Genomic DNA, 20,873 nt, shown 5'->3' with positions numbered 1-20,873 from the left:
AGTCCATGCTGGGTCTGGATGCACCGCTCTTCCCGCTGAAGAACCCGGGCATCCTCTCGATCCCGATCGGCTTCCTGGCAGCCATCATCGCCTGCCTGGCCTTCCCGAGCCGCAAGTCCGAAGAGATGTTCGACGAGATCTACGTCCGCCAGAACACCGGCATCGGCATGGCCAAGGCCATCGACCACTGACAGCACTGAGTGGCTGTTATGCAATGGTAACCATACGGCCTGCGAGATTTCGCAGGCCGTTTTCTTTGCCAGACAGAGCAGCGCCGGAAACGCACTCCCCCCGACTGACCGCCCCGATTCCCTGCACATGACGAAGCACCCTTGAGATCAAGGAAAGAATCCTCTATACTCCGGCTGATCCCCTATGTCAGGAGCAGACCATGTACCGCTGCCTCGCTACCTCCCTCGCAATCGCCATAACCCTTGCCGCCTCCACCGTGCGGGCCGACGAACCCGGACAACCATCCTGCCAGGACCAGCTCCGGCAAAAGGACGACACACTTACTGCTCTGGCCAGGGAAAACGCCATCCTCAAGGAACGGCTCATCCTGCCGCCGGCCATCTCCAGGGATGAGTTACTGCAACGCATGACAACGCGGATCAAGGAGATCTCGGCGGATATCCGGGTTCAGCGCCAGGCCATGACCGACTTTGAAGGATACGTCAGGTGGATGACCGGCAATGTTTCAGGGTATGCCAAATATCTGGAGGCGGGATCGGTGGCGGCCAATTTCGCACGGGTCCTTCCCATCCCCTACGCGGGGCAGGCAGGCATGTTTACCAAATTCATCTCCCAGGCAACCCTGTCGTTGAACACCGCATCCGTGGCTGTCAACCGCTACCTGATCACCTCCCAGCAGTTCATTGTCAGGGCAGATGCCTTGGAGAAATCCCCCGCAGCGGAGAAGGAACTGGTGGAACTGGCCCGGTTTGCGGATAATCAGTTATTGAAAGAAATGAACGATGTCCAGACAAAGCTGACCACCACGGCCGAACTCTCCAGCTCCTCGCTCTCGTTTCTGGAAAGCCTCCAGCACTACGTCGGCAGTAGCGACGAATACTGGGCCAAGGCGAAATCCATGATAAAGAGGGGCGATGCGGAGAAGAAGGAGAAGGGATATCTTGCCGAAAGTATTGCCAATCTCAGGTCCAAGGCGGGAAACTTCAACAATCGCCTGAAATCGTTCGACGATACGGTCAGAAAAGACGCACCCCGCATCAAGGCGCTTTCAGCTTACGACGATCTCCTCAAGGACCTGGAGACCAGAGCTGTTCAGACTGCCCTCGCTCCTGCTCCTGCACTCCCCGAAACCACGCAATCGGCATCTCCTCGCCAGGCAGCAGCACAGCCAGCAGCTCCATGAGCAACGGACCGCAATGCCAGCTGACGGGGAATGATTCGGCGCATGTCTGGCTCGTTTCGCTCGACCTTGCTGCCGACCGCATCACCGCTCTGCGAGAGAACCTTTCCCCTGACGAGCAGTCCCGCTGTTCCCGCTTCGTCATCCAAAAGGTCAGCGATCGCTTCATCGCCGCACGCGGCCAGTTACGTGAGATCCTCGCCTCATACCTTTCCTGCGCACCGACAGAAATAGCATTCCGTTATGGCCAGCACGGCAAACCGCTACTGAGTCATCCACCGCAGACCCTCCTCCAGTTCAACCTCTCCCACAGCGGGGAGTACGCCCTTGTTGCCGTAACCATGCATAAGGCGATCGGTATCGACATCGAACAGCTCCGGCGCGGCCGCCCCCTGCTCAAACTCGCCGAACGCTTCTTTTCGGCCCGGGAAACGGCAGAGTTGCGCAACCTGCCGGAGCAGCTGCAGGAGGATGCCTTTTACGCCTGCTGGACCCGCAAGGAAGCCTACCTGAAAGCGATCGGGACCGGTCTTGCCACCCCGCTCAACGCCTTCGACGTAACCCTCCTTCCCGGTGTGCCACCCTCCCTGGCAGCCCAACGTCTCGCACCTGAAGAAACAGGCCGCTGGCAACTCGTCGACATAGCCGTGCCGGGCGGCTATCGCGGGGCGCTCGCCGCCTGTCGCGAGATGAAAACCCTCCTCGTCCGCAGATGGCCCCTTGCCTGAAAACTCGACACATCCGGGTATCAACTCTTAGTCTTTTTTTATCTTGACTTGCCTCCTGTGCTTGCGTAAAATCCGGTTCTACTTTTCCTGTATACAAAATACAATTTACTCCGACCTGAACGCCCGCCTACAGGTCGTTGAGACAGTGAAAGCAAAGATCATAAGATCTTGGCTGTAAACACCACAACAAAACAGGAGGTAGAAGATGTCTGAATTCGGAACACTGGAAAGCCGCGTCCGTCGCAAGTCCCTGTTGAGCAAGGTATGTAAGGCTGAAGACACCATCAAGTTCTTCTCGGCCGGGCAGAACCTGCTCTGGTCGGGTTTCACCCCGGCCGGCTATCCCAAAATGGTTCCCATCGCCCTGGCTAATCATGTCGAGGCAAACAACCTGCAGGGCAAGATGAAGTTCAACCTCTTCATCGGCGCCTCCGTCGGTGCTGAGACCGAAGACCGCTGGGCAACACTGGACATGATCGACCGCCGCTGGCCGTACCAGACCGGCAAGAACATCGCCGCGGGAATCAACGCCGGACGCATCCGGATGGGCGACAAGCATCTCGGTCACTTCGCCCAGGACATCAGCTACGGTTTCTATACTGAGAACGGCCGTTACGACATCGGCATCATCGAAGTCTCCGCCATCACCGAAGACTGCGGCCTGGCGCTGACCACCTCCTGCGGCATCGTTGCCGAAGCAATCGCCCTGTGCGACAAGATCATCATCGAAGTGAACACCGGACAGCCCTCCTTCGAAGGGATGCACGACATCCATATGCAGCAGAAGCCGCCCCACCGCGCTCCGTTCCTGATCACCGCAGCCGACAGCCGCATCGGCACCCCCTATGTGCCGTGTGATCCGGACAAAATCGTTGCCATCGTCGAGTCAAAACTCCGCGACAAAGGGCGTGCCTTCTCCGAGATGGACGACACCTCCGACGCCATTGCCGGCCACATTATGGAGTTCTTCCAGCACGAAATCAAAATGGGGCGTCTCCCTGAAAACCTGCTGCCGCTGCAGTCGGGCGTCGGCTCCATCGCCAACGCCGTTATCGGCGGCCTGGCCAAGGGTCCGTTCCGCAACCTGTCGGTCTACACCGAGGTTCTCCAGGACACCATGCTCGACTTCTTCGACGGCGGCAACCTGCTCTGCGCCTCCTCCTGCTCGCTGTCCCTCTCCGAGACCCCAGGTTTCCCCCGCTTCTTCGACAACTGGGAAAAATATTTCAGCAAGATCACTCTGCGTCCGCTCTCCATCGCCAACGCCCCTGAGCCGATCCGTCGACTCGGGTGTATCGCCATGAACACCCCGGTCGAGTTCGACATCTATGCCCACGCCAACTCCACGCTGGTCGGCGGCACCAGGATGATCAACGGCCTCGGCGGCTCTGGCGACTACCTGCGTAACGGTTACATCAAGATCATGCACTCCCCGTCGACCCGTCCGTCAAAGACCGACCCTAACGGGATCACCTGCGTCGTGCCGAAGGCACCGCACATCGACCACACCGAGCATGACCTCGACGTTCTGGTTACCGAGCAGGGCCTTGCCGACCTCCGCGGTCTCTGCCCGCGCGACCGCGCCAAGAAGATCATCGAGAAGTGCGCACACCCGGAATACAAGCCGATCCTTACCGACTACTTCGAAATGGCCAAGAAAGAGACCATCGCCAAGGGTATCGGCCACGAGCCGCAGCTGTTCGACCGCGCCTTCAAGATGCAGCTCAACCTGGCACAGAACGGCACCATGAAAATCAAGAACTGGGATATCAAAGTCGACCTCTGCGAATAATCCCCGCATGGTCATGCACTCCCACCCCGCCGGGCAACCGGCGGGGTTTTTTTATGTAAACACCCCCTGAGGTTGCAGAGGGATGGAAAGGAGAGTATCCTCAACTCAGGAGGATTGCATGAAGCGCGTAGTCATCGTCGGCATGGGATTCGGCGGTATCAGGACAGCCCGGGAGCTTGCAAATCAAGGGCTGGAAGTTACCCTTGTCGACCGGAACAACTATCATCTCTTTCAGCCGCTGCTCTACCAGGTGGCAACGGCGGGGCTGGAGCAGGAATCCATCGCCTACCCGATCCGGGCCATGTCGCGGCACTGGCGCGGCACTAGATTCCATCTGGCCGAGGTAAGCGCCATCGATTTTGCCAACCGCCAGGTACTCACCAATAGCGGCGCCATCGACTACGACTACCTGGTGATCGGCGCAGGGAGCGTCACCAACTTTTTCGGGCTGGAAACCGTGGAGCGCTATGCCTTCGACCTGAAGAAGCTGCTCGATGCGGAGCGGCTGCGCAACCATATCCTCACCGCCTTCGAGCGGGCAGTAGTGGAGCCGGACCCGTCGAAACGGCGGGCGCTCATGACCTTCGTCATTGTAGGCGGCGGCCCCACCGGGGTCGAGTTTGCCGGTGCCCTCATCGAACTGGTCCGCTACGTCCTGGTCAAGGATTATCCCGAATTGAGCGTCCAAGCGGCACGGGTGGTGGTCGTCGAGGCGTTCGACCGGTTGCTGGCGGCCATGCCGGCCCAGTTGCAGACCTACACCCTGGAGAAACTCCGCAGCATGGGGGTTGAGGTGCTGTTCAACGCACGGGTGGTGGACGCGGGTCCCGAACGGGTGATCCTCCACGACGGCGCGATCATTCCGGCGCACACCCTCTTCTGGTCGGCCGGGGTGAAGGGGGCACCGCTGGCAGAGGCCCTCGATATCCCGCTCAAACCCGGCGGACGTGTGCCGGTGGAAGCGGATCTCTCCCTGCCGGGGCATCCGGAGGTCTTCATCGTCGGCGACATGGCCTACCTGGAACAGGACGGTGCCCCACTGCCGATGATCGCACCGGTGGCCATGCAGATGGGCATCCATGCCGGCAAGGCGATCAAGTGCCGCGAGCAGGGGCAGCCCGCCCCACCGTTCCGTTATTTCGACAAGGGGAGCATGGCCACCATCGGCAAGAGCGCAGCCGTTGCCGTAACCCAGGGAATGAAGCTGAAGGGGTATTCTGCCTGGATCGCCTGGCTGCTCCTGCACCTCTATTACCTCATCGGTTTCCGCAACCGGGTGGTCGTCATGTTGAACTGGATCTGGTACTACTGGTTCCACGAACGCCAGGTCAGGCTGATCACCGAACAGGAGTCAATGCGGCAATGAAGAAGCAGCCTGACAGGGATGCCAGCAGCGTAGAACCCGCCCTGCGCCAGTTCCTCCCTCCTTGCCAGGCCAGGTGCCCGATCCGCGAGGATATCCAGCGGACCAACGTGCTCATCTCGCTGCTCCCCGAAGATCCGGCAGCGGCACAGGCTGCCCTCGTAGAGATAGGCGACTACCTCTTTGATCAGAATCCCCTCTTTACCGTCTGTGCCTATGTCTGTGGTCTCTGCGAACTGGCCTGCTGGTATGCCGACAGCGGCGGGGCGATCCGCAGGCGTCTCCTGAAGCGGTTCGTTGCCGAAAGCTACCGGCAGCGGCTCATGGAGAGACCTCCCTTCGCAAACCGGCCCGAAAAGGAGCGCGTGGCAGTGATCGGCGGCGGGCCGGCAGGGCTCATGGCCGCCTTTGAACTCTCCCGCCGCGGTTATCGCCCCACCGTCTTCGAAGCGGGCGATCGCCTGGGGGGCGCTCTCTGGCTCATCCCCCGCTATCGCCTCCCCCACGAGACCCTGGAGGAAACCCTTGCCGCCCTGGTGCGGATCGCGCAGATCGAGGTCAGCTGCGACTCGCCGACCGGCACCGGGGAGCTCACCCTGGACCGCCTCCGGCGGCAAGGCTTTGCCGCGATCTTCGTCGCCACGGGAAGCCCTGTCCCCCGCATCCTCACCTATGCCGGCGCGACCGTCCCCGGCCAGCAGCTCGCCGGCGTCATGTACGGGCACTCCTTCCTCTATGAGCTGGCCCACGACGCCATCCCTGCCGGCTATTTCCGAGACCGGCGTGTCATCGTCGTCGGCGGCGGCAACGTGGCGTTCGATGCAGCCAGGAGCGCACGGCGCCTGGGCGCGGCAACCACCCTGATCTGCCTGGAATGCGCAACGCGCAACTGCAGGGATGCCGTACCCGCCGACCCGACCGAGATCAGGGGGGCATGGGAAGAGGGTGTGGAAATCATCTACGACCGCGGCATCAGTTCCATCCGGAGCGAAAACGGCGTCTTTCGCGGCATCGTCGCACCTCGCTGTACCAGGGTCTATGACGACAACTGCGTGTTCGATCCCCGGTTCGATCCCGAAGACAGACTGGAGATGGCTGGCGACATCCTGATCATCGCTGTCGGTCAGGGTCCCGAACGCCGGTTCCTTGCGGAAGAGGGGCTGCTGGACGACAACGGCAGGCTCGTTGCCGATCCGCTCACCCTGCAGAGCTCCCGGCAGAGCGACGTCTTTGTGGGCGGAGACATGCTGAAGATCGGTTTCATGGTCGAGGCGATTCGCGACGGCAAGGAAGCCGCCGAGTCCATCGACCGCTTCATCCGTGCGATAGATCTCCGGTCGGGCCGGACGTGCGACACAGTCTCGCCGCTCCCTCCCCACCGGCACTCCTTTCGGCCGGAGCCCGCCGTTGCCTGGATTCCGCCGGAACAGCGCCAGGACTTCGGGTTGTTCGAGGAGGGATTCACCCTGGCAGAGGCCATTGCCGAGGCGCGGCGCTGCCTTGCCTGCGGCCCCTGCATCTCCTGCAAGGCGTGCATCGTTGCCGGCATCCAGGACGATATCCCTAGCGTGGAGATCGACGAAGGGCGCTGCAGCGGGTGCGGCATCTGTGTCCCGGCCTGCCCCTTCAACGCCGCCTCCCTGGCGGTAAAAGGAGAGCGGACCGTGAGCGTCACCGACCCGGTCCTCTGCCGGGGGTGCGGTTTCTGCGTCACAGCCTGCCCTTCGGCTGCCCGCCGCCTGGTCGGGGAGCGGCTGTCGCAACGGCTCGCCACCCTGCTCAAGAGGCTAAAGACCTCCGAGAGCAGTAATCCACAGGGCACATGATGGCTGAACGTCACCCCGCAATCATCGTCTTCACCTGCAATTTCGGCTGGGGCTACCAGGGCGACCGGGAGAGCCTCGCCCTGGCCGTCGCCAACTGGCTGCCAGTAACCTGCTGCGGGGCCATCGAGGCCGAACAGATCCTCGAAGCGTTTCGCAGCGGCGCAGACGGCATACTGATCCTGGCATGCCCCCGTGGCGAGTGCCATTACCACGAAGGCGATTTCCAGATTTACAAGCGGGTCCAGTTGCTCAAACAGCTTCTCGCTGCCCACCGGATCGATCCGGAGCGGCTGGCGATCGAGTTCGGCAGAGACCCTTCCGGGGAAGCGATCTCTGCCCGCGTGGCCGGCTTTGCCCGGAGGCTCGGGCAGCTCGACGCACCCTTGGCACCGGGGGGTGATGCATGAGCCCGGCCCGGAAAAAGGCAAAGATCGCCATCTACTGGCTCGGTGCCTGTGGCGGCTGCGACAGCGCCATCGTCGACCTCGGTGGATCGCTGCTGGAGCTGGCAGAAAAGGTCGAGATCGTCCTCTGGCCCGCGGTGCTGGACTTCAAGTACGACCGTATCCGCAGCCTGGCCGACAATGAACTGGCATTGACCATCATGTCGGGATGTGTCAGGAACAGCGAACACCGGGAGATGGCCGAGCTGCTCAGGGCAAAGTCCCGCCTGGTGCTGGCCTGCGGTGCCTGCGCCTGCTTCGGCGGCACACCGGGGCTGGCCAATCTCCGACAGAAAGGGGAGATCATCTCCTGGGTCTATGGCGATGCCCCCACCGTGGTCAACCCCGAAGGGGAACGCCCGCAACCCACCTGCCGGGTGAACGGCACCGAACTGCACCTGCCCCGCTTCTACGATCATGTCCATGCCCTGCATCAGTCGATCGAGGTGGATTATTACCTGCCCGGCTGCCCGCCCCCCGTCGATCTGCTCCTGGGGGCTATCAGCGCCCTGTTGAACGGCAAGCTTCCCCACCGCGGCAGCACGCTGGCGCCACAGAAACCGCTTTGCGACAGCTGCCCCCGCGCGGCATCGAAACCGGCCCGGCTCGAAATCCGCACCATCCACCGCTGCCACGAGGTTGAGGTCGACCCGACCGACTGTTTCCTCGCCAAAGGGGTGATCTGCCTCGGACCGGCCACGCGGGGGGGGTGCGGCGGGACCTGCCTTGCCGCCAATACTCCCTGTCGGGGCTGCTTCGGCCCGGTGGAGGGGGTGCGCGACGCCGGTGCGCGGTTCCTCTCCTCCCTGGCCGCCCTGATCGCCCCGGAAGACGATGAGAAGCTCCGGGAGCTCCTGGAAGCCATCGCCGACCCGGCCGGCTACGGGTGCCGCTTCACCCAGCCGGTCTCGATCCTGGGGGAACAGAGCTGCGCCGACGACAATGAGGAGGAGTAGATGGGAGAGCGGATCACCATCGATCCCATAACCCGGCTGGAAGGGCATGGCCGGATCGAAATTATCCTCGATGCAGAGGGAAATGTGGCGGATGCCTTCTGGCAGGTGCTGGAACTGCGGGGATTCGAGCGCTTCTGCCTGGGGAGGCCGGCGGAGGAGATGACCCGCATCGCGCCGAACATCTGCGGCATCTGCCCCTCGGCCCACCACATGGCCGCCACCAAGGCCCTGGACCGCCTGTACGGGGTCGAGCCCCCTGCCACGGCCCTTTTGATCCGCGAACTGGAGTATAACGCCTCACTGGTGGACGACCATTTCCTCCATTTCTTTTTCCTGGCCGCACCGGACTTCATCTGCGGACCGGACGCCGACCCTGCCGAACGGAATCTGATGGGGGTCATCCAGCGGCTCGGCAGTGCATTCGGCAGAAGGGTGATCGAGATCCGGCGGAAAAATCGCGACATCATCCGCCTCGTCTTCGGCAAGGCTCCCCACCCCGAAGGGGGGCTCCCCGGCGGTGTTCCCAGGGGGATCACCGAGGAAGAGCGACGCTGGATCTCTGCCACGGCCGAGGAAACCGTGCAGTTCGCCGGCAGGGCGCTCGCCATCTTCCGTGAAAAGGTGCTCGACGATCCAACAAACCGGGCGCTCCTGGAAGACGAGGCCTACCGGGTGCGGACCTGCTCCATGGCATTGGCGGACAACGAACAGCGCGTCGCCTTTTACGATGGGGAGGTCAGGGTCGTCGGCCCGAGGGGGGACGAGGTCTGTTGCTTCGCTCCGGACAGCTATGGTGAATGGATTGCCGAGCGGGTGGAGCCATGGAGTTTCATCCGGACCACCTATCTGCGGCCGCGCGGGTGGCAGGGGCTTGTGGAACACGATGATACGCCGCTCTACAAGGTAGGCCCCCTGGCGCGTCTGAATGTTGCGAACGCCATGGCCACTCCCCTTGCCCAAGCGGCCTATGAGGAGTTCAGAGACTGTTTCGGCGGCATGCCGGTCCATCAGACCCTGGCAACCCACTGGGCGCGCCTGATCTGTGCCCTGCAGGCAGCCGAGCGGAACCGGGAGATCGCCGCGGACCCGCTCCTCACCGGCCACCATCTCCGAAACCTGGACTTCAATCTCATCGGCCACGGGGTCGGCTGCGTCGAAGCGCCGCGCGGCATCCTCTTCCATGACTACCAGACCGACGAAAAGGGTATCCTGACCGCGATCAACATGATCATCGCCACCCAGAACAACGCCGGTCCCATCTCCCTGGCCATCAAGAAGGCTGCCCGCCGGTTCATCCGGGGAGGGGAGGTCCGGGAAGGTCTCCTCAACCGGGTTGAGATGGCCTTCCGTGCCTTTGACCCCTGCCTTTCCTGCGCCACGCACGTCATCCCCGGCTCGATGCCGCTGAACGTGCAGATCCGCGACCACCACGGCAACATTATCATGCAGCTCAAGCGCTGAGGGACCGATGGTACGGAGACGCCCCTATTTCCTGGCCTTGGGATGGGCCTTGTCGTAGACCTCCATCAGGCGGTCGATGTTGACGTGGGTGTATTTCTGGGTAGTGGAGAGGGAGGAGTGCCCCAACAGTTCCTGGATGGCACGGAGATCGACGCCCCCTTCCAGGAGATGGGTGGCGAAGGTGTGGCGCAGGGTATGGGGGGAGATCTTCTTCATGGTGGCGAGCCGCAGGATGTGGCGATCCACGATCCTGCCGACGCTACGGCGGGTGAGCCTGCCACCGCGGGAGTTGAGGAAGACCGCCCGGTCCGGGGTGGCGGCCGGCAGCGCACCCAGGTAGGTATTGAGGGCGCGCAGGGCATGGCTCCCCAGCGGCACGATCCGCTCCTTCCCCCCCTTGCCCAGCACCCGCACCAGCCCGCCGTCCAGGTCGAGACTGGCGATATTCAGGCCGGTCAGCTCCGAAACGCGCAGTCCCGACGAATAGAGCAGCTCCAGGATCGCGCGGTCGCGCAGGGAAAGTGTCTCCGGCCCATCCGGCGCCTCCACCAGGGCGGTCACCTCGTCGATGGTGAGATGGTACGGAATCCGCTTCTCCCGCTTGGGGGTGCTGACGAGTTCTGCCGGGTTCCTTTCCACCAGCCCCTGGCGGACAAGGTAGCGGTAGCAGGCGCGGATGGCTGCCAGCTTGCGGCCAATGGTGCTACGCATCTGCCCTTTCATGAGCCGGGCGAGATAGCGCCGGATCAGCAGGTGATCCACCGCTGCAGCAGTCGCGGCAGCGCCCCGTTCCTGGCGGACGAAGTCGAGAAACTGGTGCAGGTCGGTACGGTAGGCGGTCAGGGTATGGGGGGAAACGTTGCGTTCGGAGGAGAGGTAGACAAGAAAGCGCTCGATGGCGGACTGCATGGCGGCTACCCCGTTTCCCGGTGCAGGTCGACGAAATCCCGCAACTCGTTCATGCGCACCATGGCAAGCCCCTCGCCGATGATCTCGCGGAATTCGATCCCGACTCCGGGGGGGTAGTTCTGTTTCCTCCGCCCACCTCCCACGTTCAGCCAGGCCACCCGGCTGCGGGCGATGATGCGCGGGGAGGCGGCATCCAGCAGGCTGAACGAGAGCAGAAGCTCCGCATCCACAGGCAGATCGAGGACGGTTGCCACATAGACGCCGTTGTAGCTGAGATCCACGGCCAGGGCACCAATCTCCTGGCCCGCCATCTGCAGCATTACCTCCCGGTCAAAGGCGACCCTTCTCTTGCGCCGCTCGATGACCTGCAGGAAACGGTGGGTCTTTTCCAGGAAGACCCTTCCATTTACCGGCTTTTCCAGGAAATCGTCGCACCCGGCCCGCCAGCTCTGCCGGACATCGTCGGCACGGCCGGCATTGGTGACCATGATGACCGGGATCGCGGCGAGCGCTGGATCGGCCTTGATGATCGAGCAGCAGGTTATGCCGTCCAACCGGGGCATGTTGATATCCATGACCACCAGGGATGGGAGTTCGCGACGGATGACCTCCAGGGCCTCTTCACCGTTGCGCGCCGTCAGTATCTGGACGGGCGAGCTCTCCAGAAACCCCTTTTCGATCTCCAGGAAGAGTTGGACATCATCCACCAGGAGGATCTTGGGGATTGCAGGGACAGCGGCGAGTCCGTCGCCGTCAGTGCGCAAGGCGCGCCTCCACGGAACTGACCTTACCCTGCATGGTGTGCTCTGCCCGGTCGCGCCGGTCGTCGATCTTGATCAGCGTCGACACCCGCTGCGCACCGGCGGCAAAGGGGGACTCGTGCATGCGGCGGATCACGGCCAGGATGCTGTCCAACTCCCCTTCGATGATGGTTCCCATGGGAGTGAGCTGGTACGCAAGGCCTGAATCCCTGACAATGGAGACGCAGCCGGCCACGAAACGGGAGACCCCTGCCTCGCCGGTCCCGAGAGGGGTGATGCTCACTTCGACCACAGCCATGCACGACCTCCTCATGATTATATTATAAGAATCCTTTATCAGAAAACCACCTGCTTTGCCACTCGAAACCTGAAAAACTTTGACTAATGAAAGTGTGGATTCTATAGTTTTGCCATGCAGACCGTAACCATTGTAAAAGCAGACAGTTATGACACAGACTCGATCCGTGCGGCCCTTGGCGCACTGCTGGCCCCCCTGGGGGGGATGGCCGCATCTGTCCGACCGGGCGAACGGGTGCTGCTGAAACCGAACCTGTTGTCCGCCAAACTGCCCGAACGGGCCGTGACCACCCACCCGGCGATTGTTCGCGAGGTGATCCGCCTGGTCCGGGAAGCCGGGGGCATCCCCATTGTCGGCGATTCGCCAGGAGTGGGCGGCCTCAGGCGCGTGGCGGAAAAATCCGGCATACTTGCCGTGCTCGAAGAGACCGGTACCGAACTGGTCGAGTTCACCGAGCCGAGGGAAGTCGCCGGCAGCGGGACCTTCAAGCGGATTGCCCTGGCAGCCCCCTACCTGGAGGCCGACCGGGTCATCAATCTGCCCAAGCTGAAAACCCACGAGATGATGACCATCACCTGCGGCGTCAAGAACCTGTTCGGGGCCGTAGTCGGGACCGCCAAGGCGGCCTGGCACCTGAAGGCCGGCGCCGACCGGGAGCTGTTCGCCCGGATGCTGGTGGAGATCCACCAGTTGCGCCCCCCCGACCTCACCATTGTCGACGCCATAACCGCCATGGAAGGAGACGGGCCGGGCAGCGGCGACCCGCGCCAGGTGGGATGCCTGCTGGCAGGGGTCAATGCGCTGGCGGTCGATGTCGTGGCCGCGGACATCATCGGCATCCCGCACAAACTCCGCTATGTGGAGCGGGCCGCCGAGCGGCTCGGCATTCCAGGCACCGACCGTGCCACCATCACACTGGCAGGGGCGCCCCTCGACGAGGTCAGGGTGCAGGGGTTCCGGCTCCCCCATATCTCCGACGTCCAGTTCGGTCTCCCCTCGTTCCTCAAGAACCGCCTCAGGCAGCACTTGACCTCCCGTCCCGTCGCCATCCCCGGCAAGTGCCGCCTGTGCGGAATCTGCCGCGACGCCTGCCCTCCCGGGGCCATCACCCTGAAGGATGGGAAGCTCGTCATCGACTACCACAGCTGCATTCGCTGCTTCTGCTGCCGCGAACTCTGCCCTGACGCAGCCCTGACCGTCCGGGAAGGCGCTCTCCTGAAGTGCATCAAGAAATGCCTATAAACAAATTTGGCACCCAGCAGGTTGACAATCAAAAAGGAATGATTATCATAGAATCATCCTCGAGGAATTTAGACCAGGGGGAATTCCCGGAAAGGAGAACCGGCTCTGATGTGGACACAAATCTATATGCTTCGCCCGGTAACCCGCTGCAAGGAGGGTTGCCCTAGTTAGCCCACCGCTTCAGTGTGGTGGGCATGCACCAGAGGCCCCCTGGTTTCTTATACAGGGGGCTTTTTCTGTGCGCACGGTCAGCATAAATATTCCTCGCATCGCTCCTTTCTTTGTACTAAACTTCCTGACGGAATTCAGATATATCGTCCTTTCCCATAGAGGGTACCATGAAGAAAATCGCTGTAATCGCCGTCGTTCTTGCACTCATAGCCGGAATCGGCTTCTATTTTGTCAAAAACAGGAATCCGGAGATATCGTACCGCACGGCCAAGCTGGAACGGGGGACCATCGTAGCCACGGTAGCGGCAACCGGGAACCTGAGCGCTGTTACCACGGTGCAGGTGGGAACCCAGGTGTCGGGAACCATCCAGAAGCTCTACGCGGATTACAACTCCAGAGTGCGCAAGGGTCAGGCCATTGCAGAGATAGATCCGTCCCTGTTCAATGCCGCGGTCGAACAGGCCAGAGGCAATGCATTGAATGCCGAGGCAAACCTTCTGAAGGCAAAGGTGACCCTTGCAGATGCCGAGCGGACCCTGACACGCAACAAGAAACTGCTGGCTGACGGGATCATTTCCCAGGGGGATTACGACGTGGCGGAAACCGCCTACCTTTCAGCCAAGGCATCGATCAAGGCAACCGAGGGAAGCGTTGCCCAGACAAAAGGAGCCCTGCTCCAGGCCAGGACCAATCTCCGCTACTCCGTCATCCGCTCTCCCGTCGACGGAATCGTCATCTCCCGAGCCGTCGATGTCGGCCAGACAGTGGCCGCTTCCTTCCAGACCCCTACCCTGTTCACCATCGCCCAGGATCTCACCAAGATGCAGATCGAGACCAGCGTCGACGAGGCCGATATCAGCCGCGTCAGGGTCGGCCAGGATACGACGTTCACCGTGGATGCCTATCCCGAGCAGTCCTTTGTCGGAAAGGTCGTCCAGGTTCGCAGTGCGCCCGTGGTTACCCAAAACGTCGTCACCTACGTTGTCGTGATCAACGTCGACAACAAAGAATTGAAACTCAAACCCGGCATGACCGCCAATGTCTCCATTGAGGTCGGGAAAAAGGTGGACGCGCTGAAACTCCCGCCAGCGGCCCTGCGTTTCAAGCCCAAGATAAAAGGTGAAGAACAGAAAGAGAAAAAGTCTGCCTCATTACAACAGCAGGGTGGAAAACCGGGACGCAAAGACAAGGGGCTGCAGGTATATGTCCTGAAAGAGAACAAGCCGATAGCCGTATCGATAAAAACCGGCATCGGCAACAACAGCAGCATCGAACTCGTGGAAGGCGCCCTGAAAGAGGGTGACGAAGTCATCATCGAACAACTGGGCGGAGACACGAAAAAGAAATCGGGCGCCGCAATGGGAGGCTCACCGATGGGGCCACGGCCTCATTGACAGCAGAGGAAGGCAGCACGTGGATTCAGTCATTTCATTAACAGATATCCGTCGCGTTTTCACGATGGGGGACCAGCAGTTCGAAGCGCTGAAAGGGGTATCCTTCAGCGTTTCCGCAGGGGAATTTGTCGCCATCATGGGGGCATCGGGCAGCGGCAAATCAACCTGCATGAATATCCTCGGCTGCCTCGACCGCCCGACTACCGGGGAATACCGGCTGGACGGAGTGGATGTGGGCTCCATGAACCACGACCAGTTGGCCGACATCCGCAACAGCAAACTCGGCTTTGTCTTCCAGGGATTCAATCTGCTGTCTCGCACACCGGCTGTGGAGAATGTCGAGCTCCCGCTCGTCTACGCAAAGGTTCCGGCAAAGGAACGCCGACAGAGAGCACTGGCCGCCATGGAACACGTCGGCCTCAACGGCAAGGAAAACAACCATCCGAGCCAGCTCTCCGGGGGGCAGCAACAGCGCGTCGCCATTGCACGGGCACTGGTGAACTCGCCAGCGGTCATACTCGCCGATGAGCCGACGGGGAATCTCGACAGTGCCACCAGCGAGGAGATCATGAATCTGTTCAATGAACTCAACCGGAACGGCATCACCATCATCATGGTCACGCATGAACCTGATGTAGCTGCCCATGCTGCCCGGCGGATCACCTTCCGCGACGGCAGCATCATCGCAGACACCCGAGCCTAGCCTATGGATATGCTACAAACCCTGAAAATTGCCCTGCGTGCCCTCCGCACGAACAAGATGCGCTCATTCCTGACCATGCTGGGGATCATAATCGGCATCGCCGCTGTCATTGCCATGATGGCTGTCGGTGCCGGTGCAAGCCACGTCATTGCCCAGCAGATAGCAAGTATCGGCAGCAACATCATCCTCGTCATTCCCGGCTCCACCACCAGTGGCGGTATCCGAGTAGGAAGCGGCTCGACCCAGACACTCACCAGCGACGACGTGAAGGCGATCATGTCCGAGTGCCCGTCGGTGGAATTTGCTGCCCCCTCGGTCAGGACCACCTCCCAGGTGATCTATGGCAATATGAACTGGTCGACCGTGGTCTTGGGGACAACCCCCGAATTGTTCGACATCAGGGAATGGGGAGTCGTAAACGGCAGGAGCATTGGGCAGCAGGATGTGGATAGCGCTGCCAAGGTATGCCTCCTTGGACAGACCGTCGCGGAGAACCTTTTCGGCGAGGAAGACCCGGTAGGTAAGATCGTCCGCATCAAGAAGGTCCCCTTTACCGTTATCGGGGTTCTCGAACGGAAGGGGCAGTCACCTCAGGGGCAGGACCAGGACGATTCGATCTTTGTACCGCTTAAGACGGCGCAACGCAACCTTGTCCGCTCCCAGTTCACCAACACCGTTGGTGCGGTTCTGGTGAAGGCAAAAAGTGAGGAGCTCCTCGACAAGGCCGAGCAGGAGGTTCAATCCCTGCTCAACCAGCGCCATCGGATAACGAACGGCAAAGAACCGGACTACACGATCCGCAACCTGTCGGAAATCCTGGCCGTCGCAGAGCAGTCATCCAGAGCAATGTCCCTGTTGCTCGGGTCGGTCGCATCCATCTCGCTCATTGTGGGGGGGATCGGCATCATGAACATCATGCTGGTCTCGGTCACCGAGAGGACCAGGGAGATCGGCATCCGAATGGCAATCGGAGCGCGGCGCAACGACATCCTCATGCAGTTCATGACCGAAGCGGTGCTGTTGACGATGATCGGCGGTATAATCGGGATCGGATTGGGGGCAGGCGGGGCCATGGTTGTGTCAAAAATGCTCGAATGGCCGACCTTGATCTCGGTCCAGTCGGTTACCATCGCCTTCCTGTTCTCTGCTGCAGTCGGAATTTTCTTTGGATTCTATCCCGCTCGCAAGGCAGCCAGACTCAATCCGATTGACGCCCTTCGCTACGAGTGACCGGGGAATCGACCGTGCAGGCCATTGCCTGCACAGCACAGAAGACAGAGCTCGGCCAAAGGATGTCAGCGATTCTTCGCCGTCATCGCCAAGGCGCGCCTGATGCGGGAGATGATTCTTACTGCGTTGACCGGCTTGGCAATGAAGTCGAAGAACCCCGAGGAGAGCGCTTTCTGCTCCTCCTCGGGTGACGCCTTGGACGTAAGCAGGATCACCGGCGTATCCGCGGTTTCCGCCTGGGCTGCCAACGCCCGTCTCAGCCCGAAACCGTCCATGCGCGGCATCACCGCATCGCAGAGGATCAGACAAGGCATGCTGCTTAGGGCAGCCTTCAACCCTTCGACCCCGTCGGCAGCCTGCAGCACCTCGAACCCCTCCCGCTCCAATGCCGCTTTGATCACATTGGCCACCACCGGCGAATCTTCGACCACGAGGATGCGACAGGGTGAGGTCTTGGCAACCTCTTCCCCCTTGAAATAGTATTCCCGTATCGCCGCCGTGATCTCCTCGGCTGAGGAGAGGACCGCCATGACCCGGTGGCCGGTGCTCCGGGCAATGTCGTCGAGCACGTCCAGTGCGGTAGGGTCTGCCACGGCCACTGCCAGCATGCCGTCCTTCAATTGCAGGGGGAAAATGGTATGCTCCACGGCAAATTCGGCAGTCACCAGGGCGAGAATTGCGGGCGGAAAGGCATGCCCCCGGATCTTTTTCGCGGTGCGCATGGAAAGCTGCGCTGCCATCACGTCAACGAGTTCGTCCTCGGTGACGACCCCCATATCCTCCAGGATGGCCCCGATCCGTCGACCGGTTCCCTGCTGGCGCTCCAAGGCACGTTCCAGGGTCTTTGCGGTAATGATACCGGCCTCCACCAGCAGTTCTCCCACATGCTTATGAGTTCCCAAGGTGCTCTCCTCATCGCGCAGATCGGCGCTAACAGCCCCAGTTTACCGTATCGGCAGAAAATATCCACGGTGTAGTAAAAACATACACGCGCGGAACGCCGCCCGGCAGTGTCCAGCGTGCCGTAACCACGGCGGCAGATCCGTATCACATGTCGTACAGGGGCTTCACAGGAACCAGCTGATGGGGGAACAGAGACGCTCCAGCATGCGGATGAGCCAGCCTCGCCGCTCATGCTCTTCAAGTATCACCCGTTTCGACTTGGCCAGATCCATGCCGAGCATCACGTCCACCTGGCAGCCGAAGGCACGGCTGTCTACAATCAGGTTGACCTCGAAATTCCTGTGGAAACTCCGCTGATCCAGGTTGGCGGAGCCGATGATAGACCAGCAGCCGTCAATACTCATCACCTTGGCATGGAGCACAGTCCCTTCCCGCTCGTAGATCTCGATCCCGGCGCGCAAGAGAGAGGAGTAGGTACTCCGGCTCACCAGCCTGACCAGCGGGACATCGTTCACCGCCGGGAGAATCAGGCGAATGCGCACCCCACGCCGAGAAGCGCGTAACAGGGAGCGGATCAGACGGGGGCCGGGGACGAAGTAGGGGTTGGCAATGGTGATGCTGCGAGAGGCACCGGCAATGGCCAGTCGGAACGCATTGCGGATAAAGGAACGGGTATGGTGCGGTCCGCCGCTGACGATATGCACCGTCGCATCGCCCCCCTGCGGCAGCCTTGAAGGGATTCGATCGCATCCGGCAGGATTTGCACCGGTTTCATCCGCCCAGTTCTCGCAGAACAGCCGTTGCAATTCGAGAACCGCAGGGCCGGTGATCCTGATGCCGACATCCCGCCACCTTTGGCGGTCCTCGCCGAATCCCGCATACTCGTCGCCGATGTTCATCCCTCCGGCAAAGGCCATGGTCCCGTCGATGACGGCAATCTTGCGATGGTCGCGCTTGTCGAACCAGCCAAGCCCGCGACGGAAAGGGGGTGGGTTGAAGGCGCGGCAGGTGACCCCTGCCTCTTCGAGTCGCCGGAAAAAGGCGCTCATCGTCTCGAAACTGCCGATGTAGTCGTACAGGAGAGAAACCGTGACGCCGCGCCGCACCGCATCGACCAACAGTTCGGCCATCTGTTGCCCGATGGCGTCGTCGCGAATGATGTAAAATTCAAGGGAGATTGTCCGTTGCGCAGTCTGCAGAGAGGCGAAAAACGATGGGAAAAACGCGCCGCCGTCGGGAAAAAGCTCCACCAGATTCCCCTGGGTGACGGACGCCTCCGTGCTTTTCCTGAATCTGCCGAGGAAATGCCGGGTGCGTGGAAAGCCGCGCCGCGTTCTGCGCCGGATCAGACTCATCCTCTTTCCCCTCCGACAAAACTGATTCTGCGTAACCGATCTGCACAAAGGGCGCGAAATTGCTTCCGCGCCCCGTGCCTCTCATCCATGTTCTTCCCGTGTGAAACGATCAGACGCCGACCACTTCCTTGACGCCGGGTACCTTCTCCATGAGGGTTCGCTCGATCCCCATCTTGAGGGTCATGGTGGACATGGGGCACGATCCGCAGGCCCCCTTGAGCCGCACCTTGACCACGCCATCCTCGGTAACTTCCACCAGTTCCACATCGCCGCCGTCGGCCTGCAGGGCGGGCCGGACCTGTTCCAATACCTTTTTTACCTCTTCGATCATGACTGCTTCTCCTTTGTCGTGTACGGTCGCATCGACCTGTCTGCTAGCAGGTTGTTGAAAACGAAGTTTCAGCGTAGCTAAAAACAGCCATCTCGCCGCCGTCCTCAAAAGCCGCCTTGTGCGGCGTAGCGTTGTTTATGCCCTGAGGGTACCACGCCTCCGCGGGGCTTTCTGCGGGTGCGACGATCTGACCGTTATTGAACAACCTGAGGTTTCTACAACCTGCTAGTGCTTGCCCGGTACGCCGGGAGTGGTGAGCGACATCGGCTCCAAAAGGGCCGTCAGACGCTCATCCGAAAGGATTCCCTTCTCCAGGACGGTCTCGCGAATGCTCTTTCCGTTGCGAACCGCTTCCTTGGCGATCTCCGCAGCGGCAGCATAACCGATGTACGGTGCCAGAACCGTAGCCAGGCCGAGGGAATCGTCGAGATACCGCCGGCATTGGTCCGGATGGGCAACGATTCCGTCAATGCAGGACGTTGCCAGTTTGCGCACCGCATTGGAGAGAATCGTCAGGGAAGAAAGGAGGTTGAAGGCGATCACCGGCATCATCACGTTCAGCTCCAGCTGTCCCGCTTGAGCCGCCATGGTCACCACGGTATCGCAGCCGATCACCTGAAACGCCACCATATCGGTCAGTTCCGCCATGGAGGGATTGACCTTGCCCGGCATGATGGAGGAGCCGGGCTGCAGGGCAGGCAGGGAGATCTCGTCAAAACCGGTTCGGGGACCGGAGGCAAGAAGCCTCAAGTCGTTGGCAATGCGGATCAGGTTGACCGCTGTCCCCTTGAGCGCCGAAGAGAGGGCCACAAAGGGGTCCATGTTCTCCATTCTCTCCACCAGGTCGCGGCCCCGGACCAGCGGGAAACCGCTTTCCCGCGCCAGCTCGGCAATCACCAGATCGATATAGCGGTCCTCAGCGTTCAGCCCGGTTCCGACCGCTGTCCCGCCGAGCCCCAGTTCCCGGAGCTCGGGCAGGGCTCGCTCGACCCCTTGCAGGTTCTTGTCGATGGCCAGGGCATAGGCGGCAAACTCCTGGCCGAGCCGGATCGGCACCGCATCCTGCAGATGGGTCCGCCCGGACTTGAGGATCGTGTCGAACTCCTCTCCCTTCCGCCCCAGGGCATCCCGCAAGAGCGCCAGGGCCGGCAGGAATTCCTCGGTCAGTCGCAGGCAGGCAAGCCGCAGGGCTGTCGGGAAGACGTCATTGGTGGACTGGGCCATGTTCACGTGGTCGTTGGGATGAACCCGGTCGTACACCCCGCGGCTCCCCCCCAGGAGCTCGGCTGCCCGATTGGCCAGAACCTCGTTGACATTCATGTTGTGGGACGTGCCGGCACCGGCCTGAAACGGATCGACCACGAACTGGTCAGCAAGCCTGCCCGCCAGGATCTCGTCGGCAGCGGAGAGCACCGCGTCGCCGATCTCCCGCGGGAGCCGACCAGTGGCCATGTTGGCCCTGGCCGCACACTTCTTGATGAGGACAGTGGCCCAGACCAGCGCCGGATGGGGTTTCAACCCCGAAATGGGGAAGTTGGCCACGGCACGCGCAGTCTGGGCACCGAAATATGCCGATGCCGGCACCTTGACGAACCCGAGGGTATCCTTTTCCTGACGCATCGCCACCTGCAACCT

Annotated in this window: 19 protein-coding genes and 1 pseudogene; 13 read left to right on the top strand and 7 right to left on the bottom strand. The window is 61.4% G+C overall.

Going from position 1 to position 20,873, the window contains the following annotated elements:
• The 9 genes and pseudogenes from GJT30_13420 to GJT30_13380 form a co-directional block, all read left to right on the top strand.
• A partial coding sequence (locus tag GJT30_13420) for a hypothetical protein (protein MSM40608.1) occupies window positions 1–191 on the top strand: 191 nt, incomplete at its 5' end.
• 200 nt (window positions 192–391) lie between these two features.
• Window positions 392–1,294, top strand: a pseudogene (locus GJT30_13415) (hypothetical protein).
• 77 nt (window positions 1,295–1,371) lie between these two features.
• Window positions 1,372–2,100 carry a 4'-phosphopantetheinyl transferase superfamily protein gene (locus GJT30_13410; GenBank protein ID MSM40607.1) on the top strand — a complete coding sequence of 243 codons (729 nt, stop codon included), beginning with the start codon at window positions 1,372–1,374 and terminating at the stop codon, window positions 2,098–2,100.
• Window positions 2,101–2,305: 205 nt separating this feature from the next.
• Window positions 2,306–3,892, top strand: a complete 1,587-nt coding sequence (locus GJT30_13405; GenBank protein ID MSM40606.1) for an acetyl-CoA hydrolase — start codon at window positions 2,306–2,308, stop codon at window positions 3,890–3,892.
• Between the two features lie 118 nt (window positions 3,893–4,010).
• Window positions 4,011–5,258 (top strand): FAD-dependent oxidoreductase, encoded by a 1,248-nt coding sequence (locus GJT30_13400; GenBank protein MSM40605.1) that lies wholly within the window; start codon window positions 4,011–4,013, stop codon window positions 5,256–5,258.
• On the top strand, window positions 5,255–7,081 hold the full coding sequence (locus tag GJT30_13395; protein ID MSM40604.1) for an FAD-dependent oxidoreductase: 1,827 nt from the start codon (window positions 5,255–5,257) through the stop codon (window positions 7,079–7,081). The genes GJT30_13400 and GJT30_13395 overlap by 4 nt, the downstream gene beginning before the upstream one ends.
• Window positions 7,078–7,488: a hydrogenase iron-sulfur subunit gene (locus GJT30_13390; GenBank protein MSM40603.1), complete on the top strand. Its 411-nt coding sequence runs from the start codon at window positions 7,078–7,080 to the stop codon at window positions 7,486–7,488. The genes GJT30_13395 and GJT30_13390 overlap by 4 nt, the downstream gene beginning before the upstream one ends.
• Window positions 7,485–8,480: an oxidoreductase gene (locus GJT30_13385; protein MSM40602.1), complete on the top strand. Its 996-nt coding sequence runs from the start codon at window positions 7,485–7,487 to the stop codon at window positions 8,478–8,480. Before GJT30_13390 ends, GJT30_13385 begins: the two co-directional genes overlap by 4 nt.
• Window positions 8,481–9,941 (top strand): Ni/Fe hydrogenase subunit alpha, encoded by a 1,461-nt coding sequence (locus GJT30_13380; GenBank protein MSM40601.1) that lies wholly within the window; start codon window positions 8,481–8,483, stop codon window positions 9,939–9,941. It begins immediately after the preceding gene.
• Window positions 9,942–9,965: 24 nt separating this feature from the next.
• On the opposite strand, the gene xerC is transcribed toward GJT30_13380, so the two are convergent.
• The 3 genes from xerC to GJT30_13365 are packed head-to-tail and all read right to left on the bottom strand — an operon-like array spanning window position 9,966 to window position 11,909.
• Window positions 9,966–10,850 carry a tyrosine recombinase XerC gene (xerC, locus tag GJT30_13375; protein ID MSM40600.1) on the bottom strand — a complete coding sequence of 295 codons (885 nt, stop codon included), beginning with the start codon at window positions 10,848–10,850 and terminating at the stop codon, window positions 9,966–9,968.
• 5 nt (window positions 10,851–10,855) lie between these two features.
• The gene (locus GJT30_13370; protein ID MSM40599.1) at window positions 10,856–11,614 is read right to left on the bottom strand and encodes a response regulator; all 759 of its coding nucleotides are present in this window, start codon (window positions 11,612–11,614) and stop codon (window positions 10,856–10,858) included.
• Complete coding sequence (locus GJT30_13365) at window positions 11,604–11,909, bottom strand: MTH1187 family thiamine-binding protein (protein MSM40598.1); 306 nt, start codon at window positions 11,907–11,909, stop codon at window positions 11,604–11,606. Before GJT30_13365 ends, GJT30_13370 begins: the two co-directional genes overlap by 11 nt.
• A gap of 114 nt (window positions 11,910–12,023) precedes the next feature.
• On the opposite strand from GJT30_13365, the gene GJT30_13360 reads away from it, so the two are divergent.
• The 4 genes from GJT30_13360 to GJT30_13345 all read left to right on the top strand — a co-directional run bounded on the left by GJT30_13360 (window position 12,024) and on the right by GJT30_13345 (window position 16,649).
• Entirely contained in the window at window positions 12,024–13,151 is a 1,128-nt protein-coding gene (locus tag GJT30_13360; GenBank protein MSM40597.1) for a DUF362 domain-containing protein, read from the top strand.
• A 338-nt stretch (window positions 13,152–13,489) separates the two neighbouring features.
• Window positions 13,490–14,716 carry an efflux RND transporter periplasmic adaptor subunit gene (locus tag GJT30_13355; protein ID MSM40596.1) on the top strand — a complete coding sequence of 409 codons (1,227 nt, stop codon included), beginning with the start codon at window positions 13,490–13,492 and terminating at the stop codon, window positions 14,714–14,716.
• Between the two features lie 19 nt (window positions 14,717–14,735).
• A complete protein-coding gene (locus GJT30_13350; protein ID MSM40595.1) occupies window positions 14,736–15,419 on the top strand; it encodes an ATP-binding cassette domain-containing protein in 684 nt (227 codons plus the stop codon).
• Window positions 15,420–15,422: 3 nt separating this feature from the next.
• Window positions 15,423–16,649, top strand: coding sequence for an FtsX-like permease family protein (locus GJT30_13345; GenBank protein ID MSM40594.1), 1,227 nt, complete (start codon window positions 15,423–15,425; stop codon window positions 16,647–16,649).
• Window positions 16,650–16,714: 65 nt separating this feature from the next.
• On the opposite strand, the gene GJT30_13340 is transcribed toward GJT30_13345, so the two are convergent.
• The 4 genes from GJT30_13340 to GJT30_13325 form a co-directional block, all read right to left on the bottom strand.
• On the bottom strand, window positions 16,715–17,551 hold the full coding sequence (locus GJT30_13340; GenBank protein ID MSM40593.1) for a response regulator: 837 nt from the start codon (window positions 17,549–17,551) through the stop codon (window positions 16,715–16,717).
• A 165-nt stretch (window positions 17,552–17,716) separates the two neighbouring features.
• On the bottom strand, window positions 17,717–18,907 hold the full coding sequence (cls, locus tag GJT30_13335; protein ID MSM40592.1) for a cardiolipin synthase: 1,191 nt from the start codon (window positions 18,905–18,907) through the stop codon (window positions 17,717–17,719).
• A gap of 109 nt (window positions 18,908–19,016) precedes the next feature.
• Window positions 19,017–19,238, bottom strand: coding sequence for a NifU family protein (locus tag GJT30_13330; protein ID MSM40591.1), 222 nt, complete (start codon window positions 19,236–19,238; stop codon window positions 19,017–19,019).
• Window positions 19,239–19,463: 225 nt separating this feature from the next.
• Window positions 19,464–20,864 (bottom strand): aspartate ammonia-lyase, encoded by a 1,401-nt coding sequence (locus tag GJT30_13325; GenBank protein ID MSM40590.1) that lies wholly within the window; start codon window positions 20,862–20,864, stop codon window positions 19,464–19,466.
• Window positions 20,865–20,873 lie beyond the last annotated feature (9 nt).

The organism is Geobacter sp. (assembly GCA_009684525.1).
Taxonomy (GTDB): Bacteria; Desulfobacterota; Desulfuromonadia; order Geobacterales; family DSM-12255; genus Geoanaerobacter.
Note: the sequence above shows the minus strand (reverse complement) of the source record. Positions and strands in the feature narration are given on the sequence as shown.

Excerpts from the sequence above, each read along its gene's own strand:
- GJT30_13395 (MSM40604.1), top strand. The coding sequence starts at position 5,255 with ATGAAGAAGCAGCCTGACAGGGATGCCAGCAGCGTAGAACCCGCCCTG.
- cls (MSM40592.1), bottom strand. The coding sequence starts at position 18,907 with ATGAGTCTGATCCGGCGCAGAACGCGGCGCGGCTTTCCACGCACCCGG.
- GJT30_13330 (MSM40591.1), bottom strand. The coding sequence starts at position 19,238 with ATGATCGAAGAGGTAAAAAAGGTATTGGAACAGGTCCGGCCCGCCCTG.
- xerC (MSM40600.1), bottom strand. The coding sequence starts at position 10,850 with ATGCAGTCCGCCATCGAGCGCTTTCTTGTCTACCTCTCCTCCGAACGC.
- GJT30_13355 (MSM40596.1), top strand. The coding sequence starts at position 13,490 with ATGAAGAAAATCGCTGTAATCGCCGTCGTTCTTGCACTCATAGCCGGA.
- GJT30_13405 (MSM40606.1), top strand. The coding sequence starts at position 2,306 with ATGTCTGAATTCGGAACACTGGAAAGCCGCGTCCGTCGCAAGTCCCTG.
- GJT30_13410 (MSM40607.1), top strand. The coding sequence starts at position 1,372 with ATGAGCAACGGACCGCAATGCCAGCTGACGGGGAATGATTCGGCGCAT.
- GJT30_13345 (MSM40594.1), top strand. The coding sequence starts at position 15,423 with ATGGATATGCTACAAACCCTGAAAATTGCCCTGCGTGCCCTCCGCACG.
- GJT30_13390 (MSM40603.1), top strand. The coding sequence starts at position 7,078 with ATGATGGCTGAACGTCACCCCGCAATCATCGTCTTCACCTGCAATTTC.
- GJT30_13380 (MSM40601.1), top strand. The coding sequence starts at position 8,481 with ATGGGAGAGCGGATCACCATCGATCCCATAACCCGGCTGGAAGGGCAT.
- GJT30_13400 (MSM40605.1), top strand. The coding sequence starts at position 4,011 with ATGAAGCGCGTAGTCATCGTCGGCATGGGATTCGGCGGTATCAGGACA.
- GJT30_13385 (MSM40602.1), top strand. The coding sequence starts at position 7,485 with ATGAGCCCGGCCCGGAAAAAGGCAAAGATCGCCATCTACTGGCTCGGT.
- GJT30_13365 (MSM40598.1), bottom strand. The coding sequence starts at position 11,909 with ATGGCTGTGGTCGAAGTGAGCATCACCCCTCTCGGGACCGGCGAGGCA.
- GJT30_13360 (MSM40597.1), top strand. The coding sequence starts at position 12,024 with ATGCAGACCGTAACCATTGTAAAAGCAGACAGTTATGACACAGACTCG.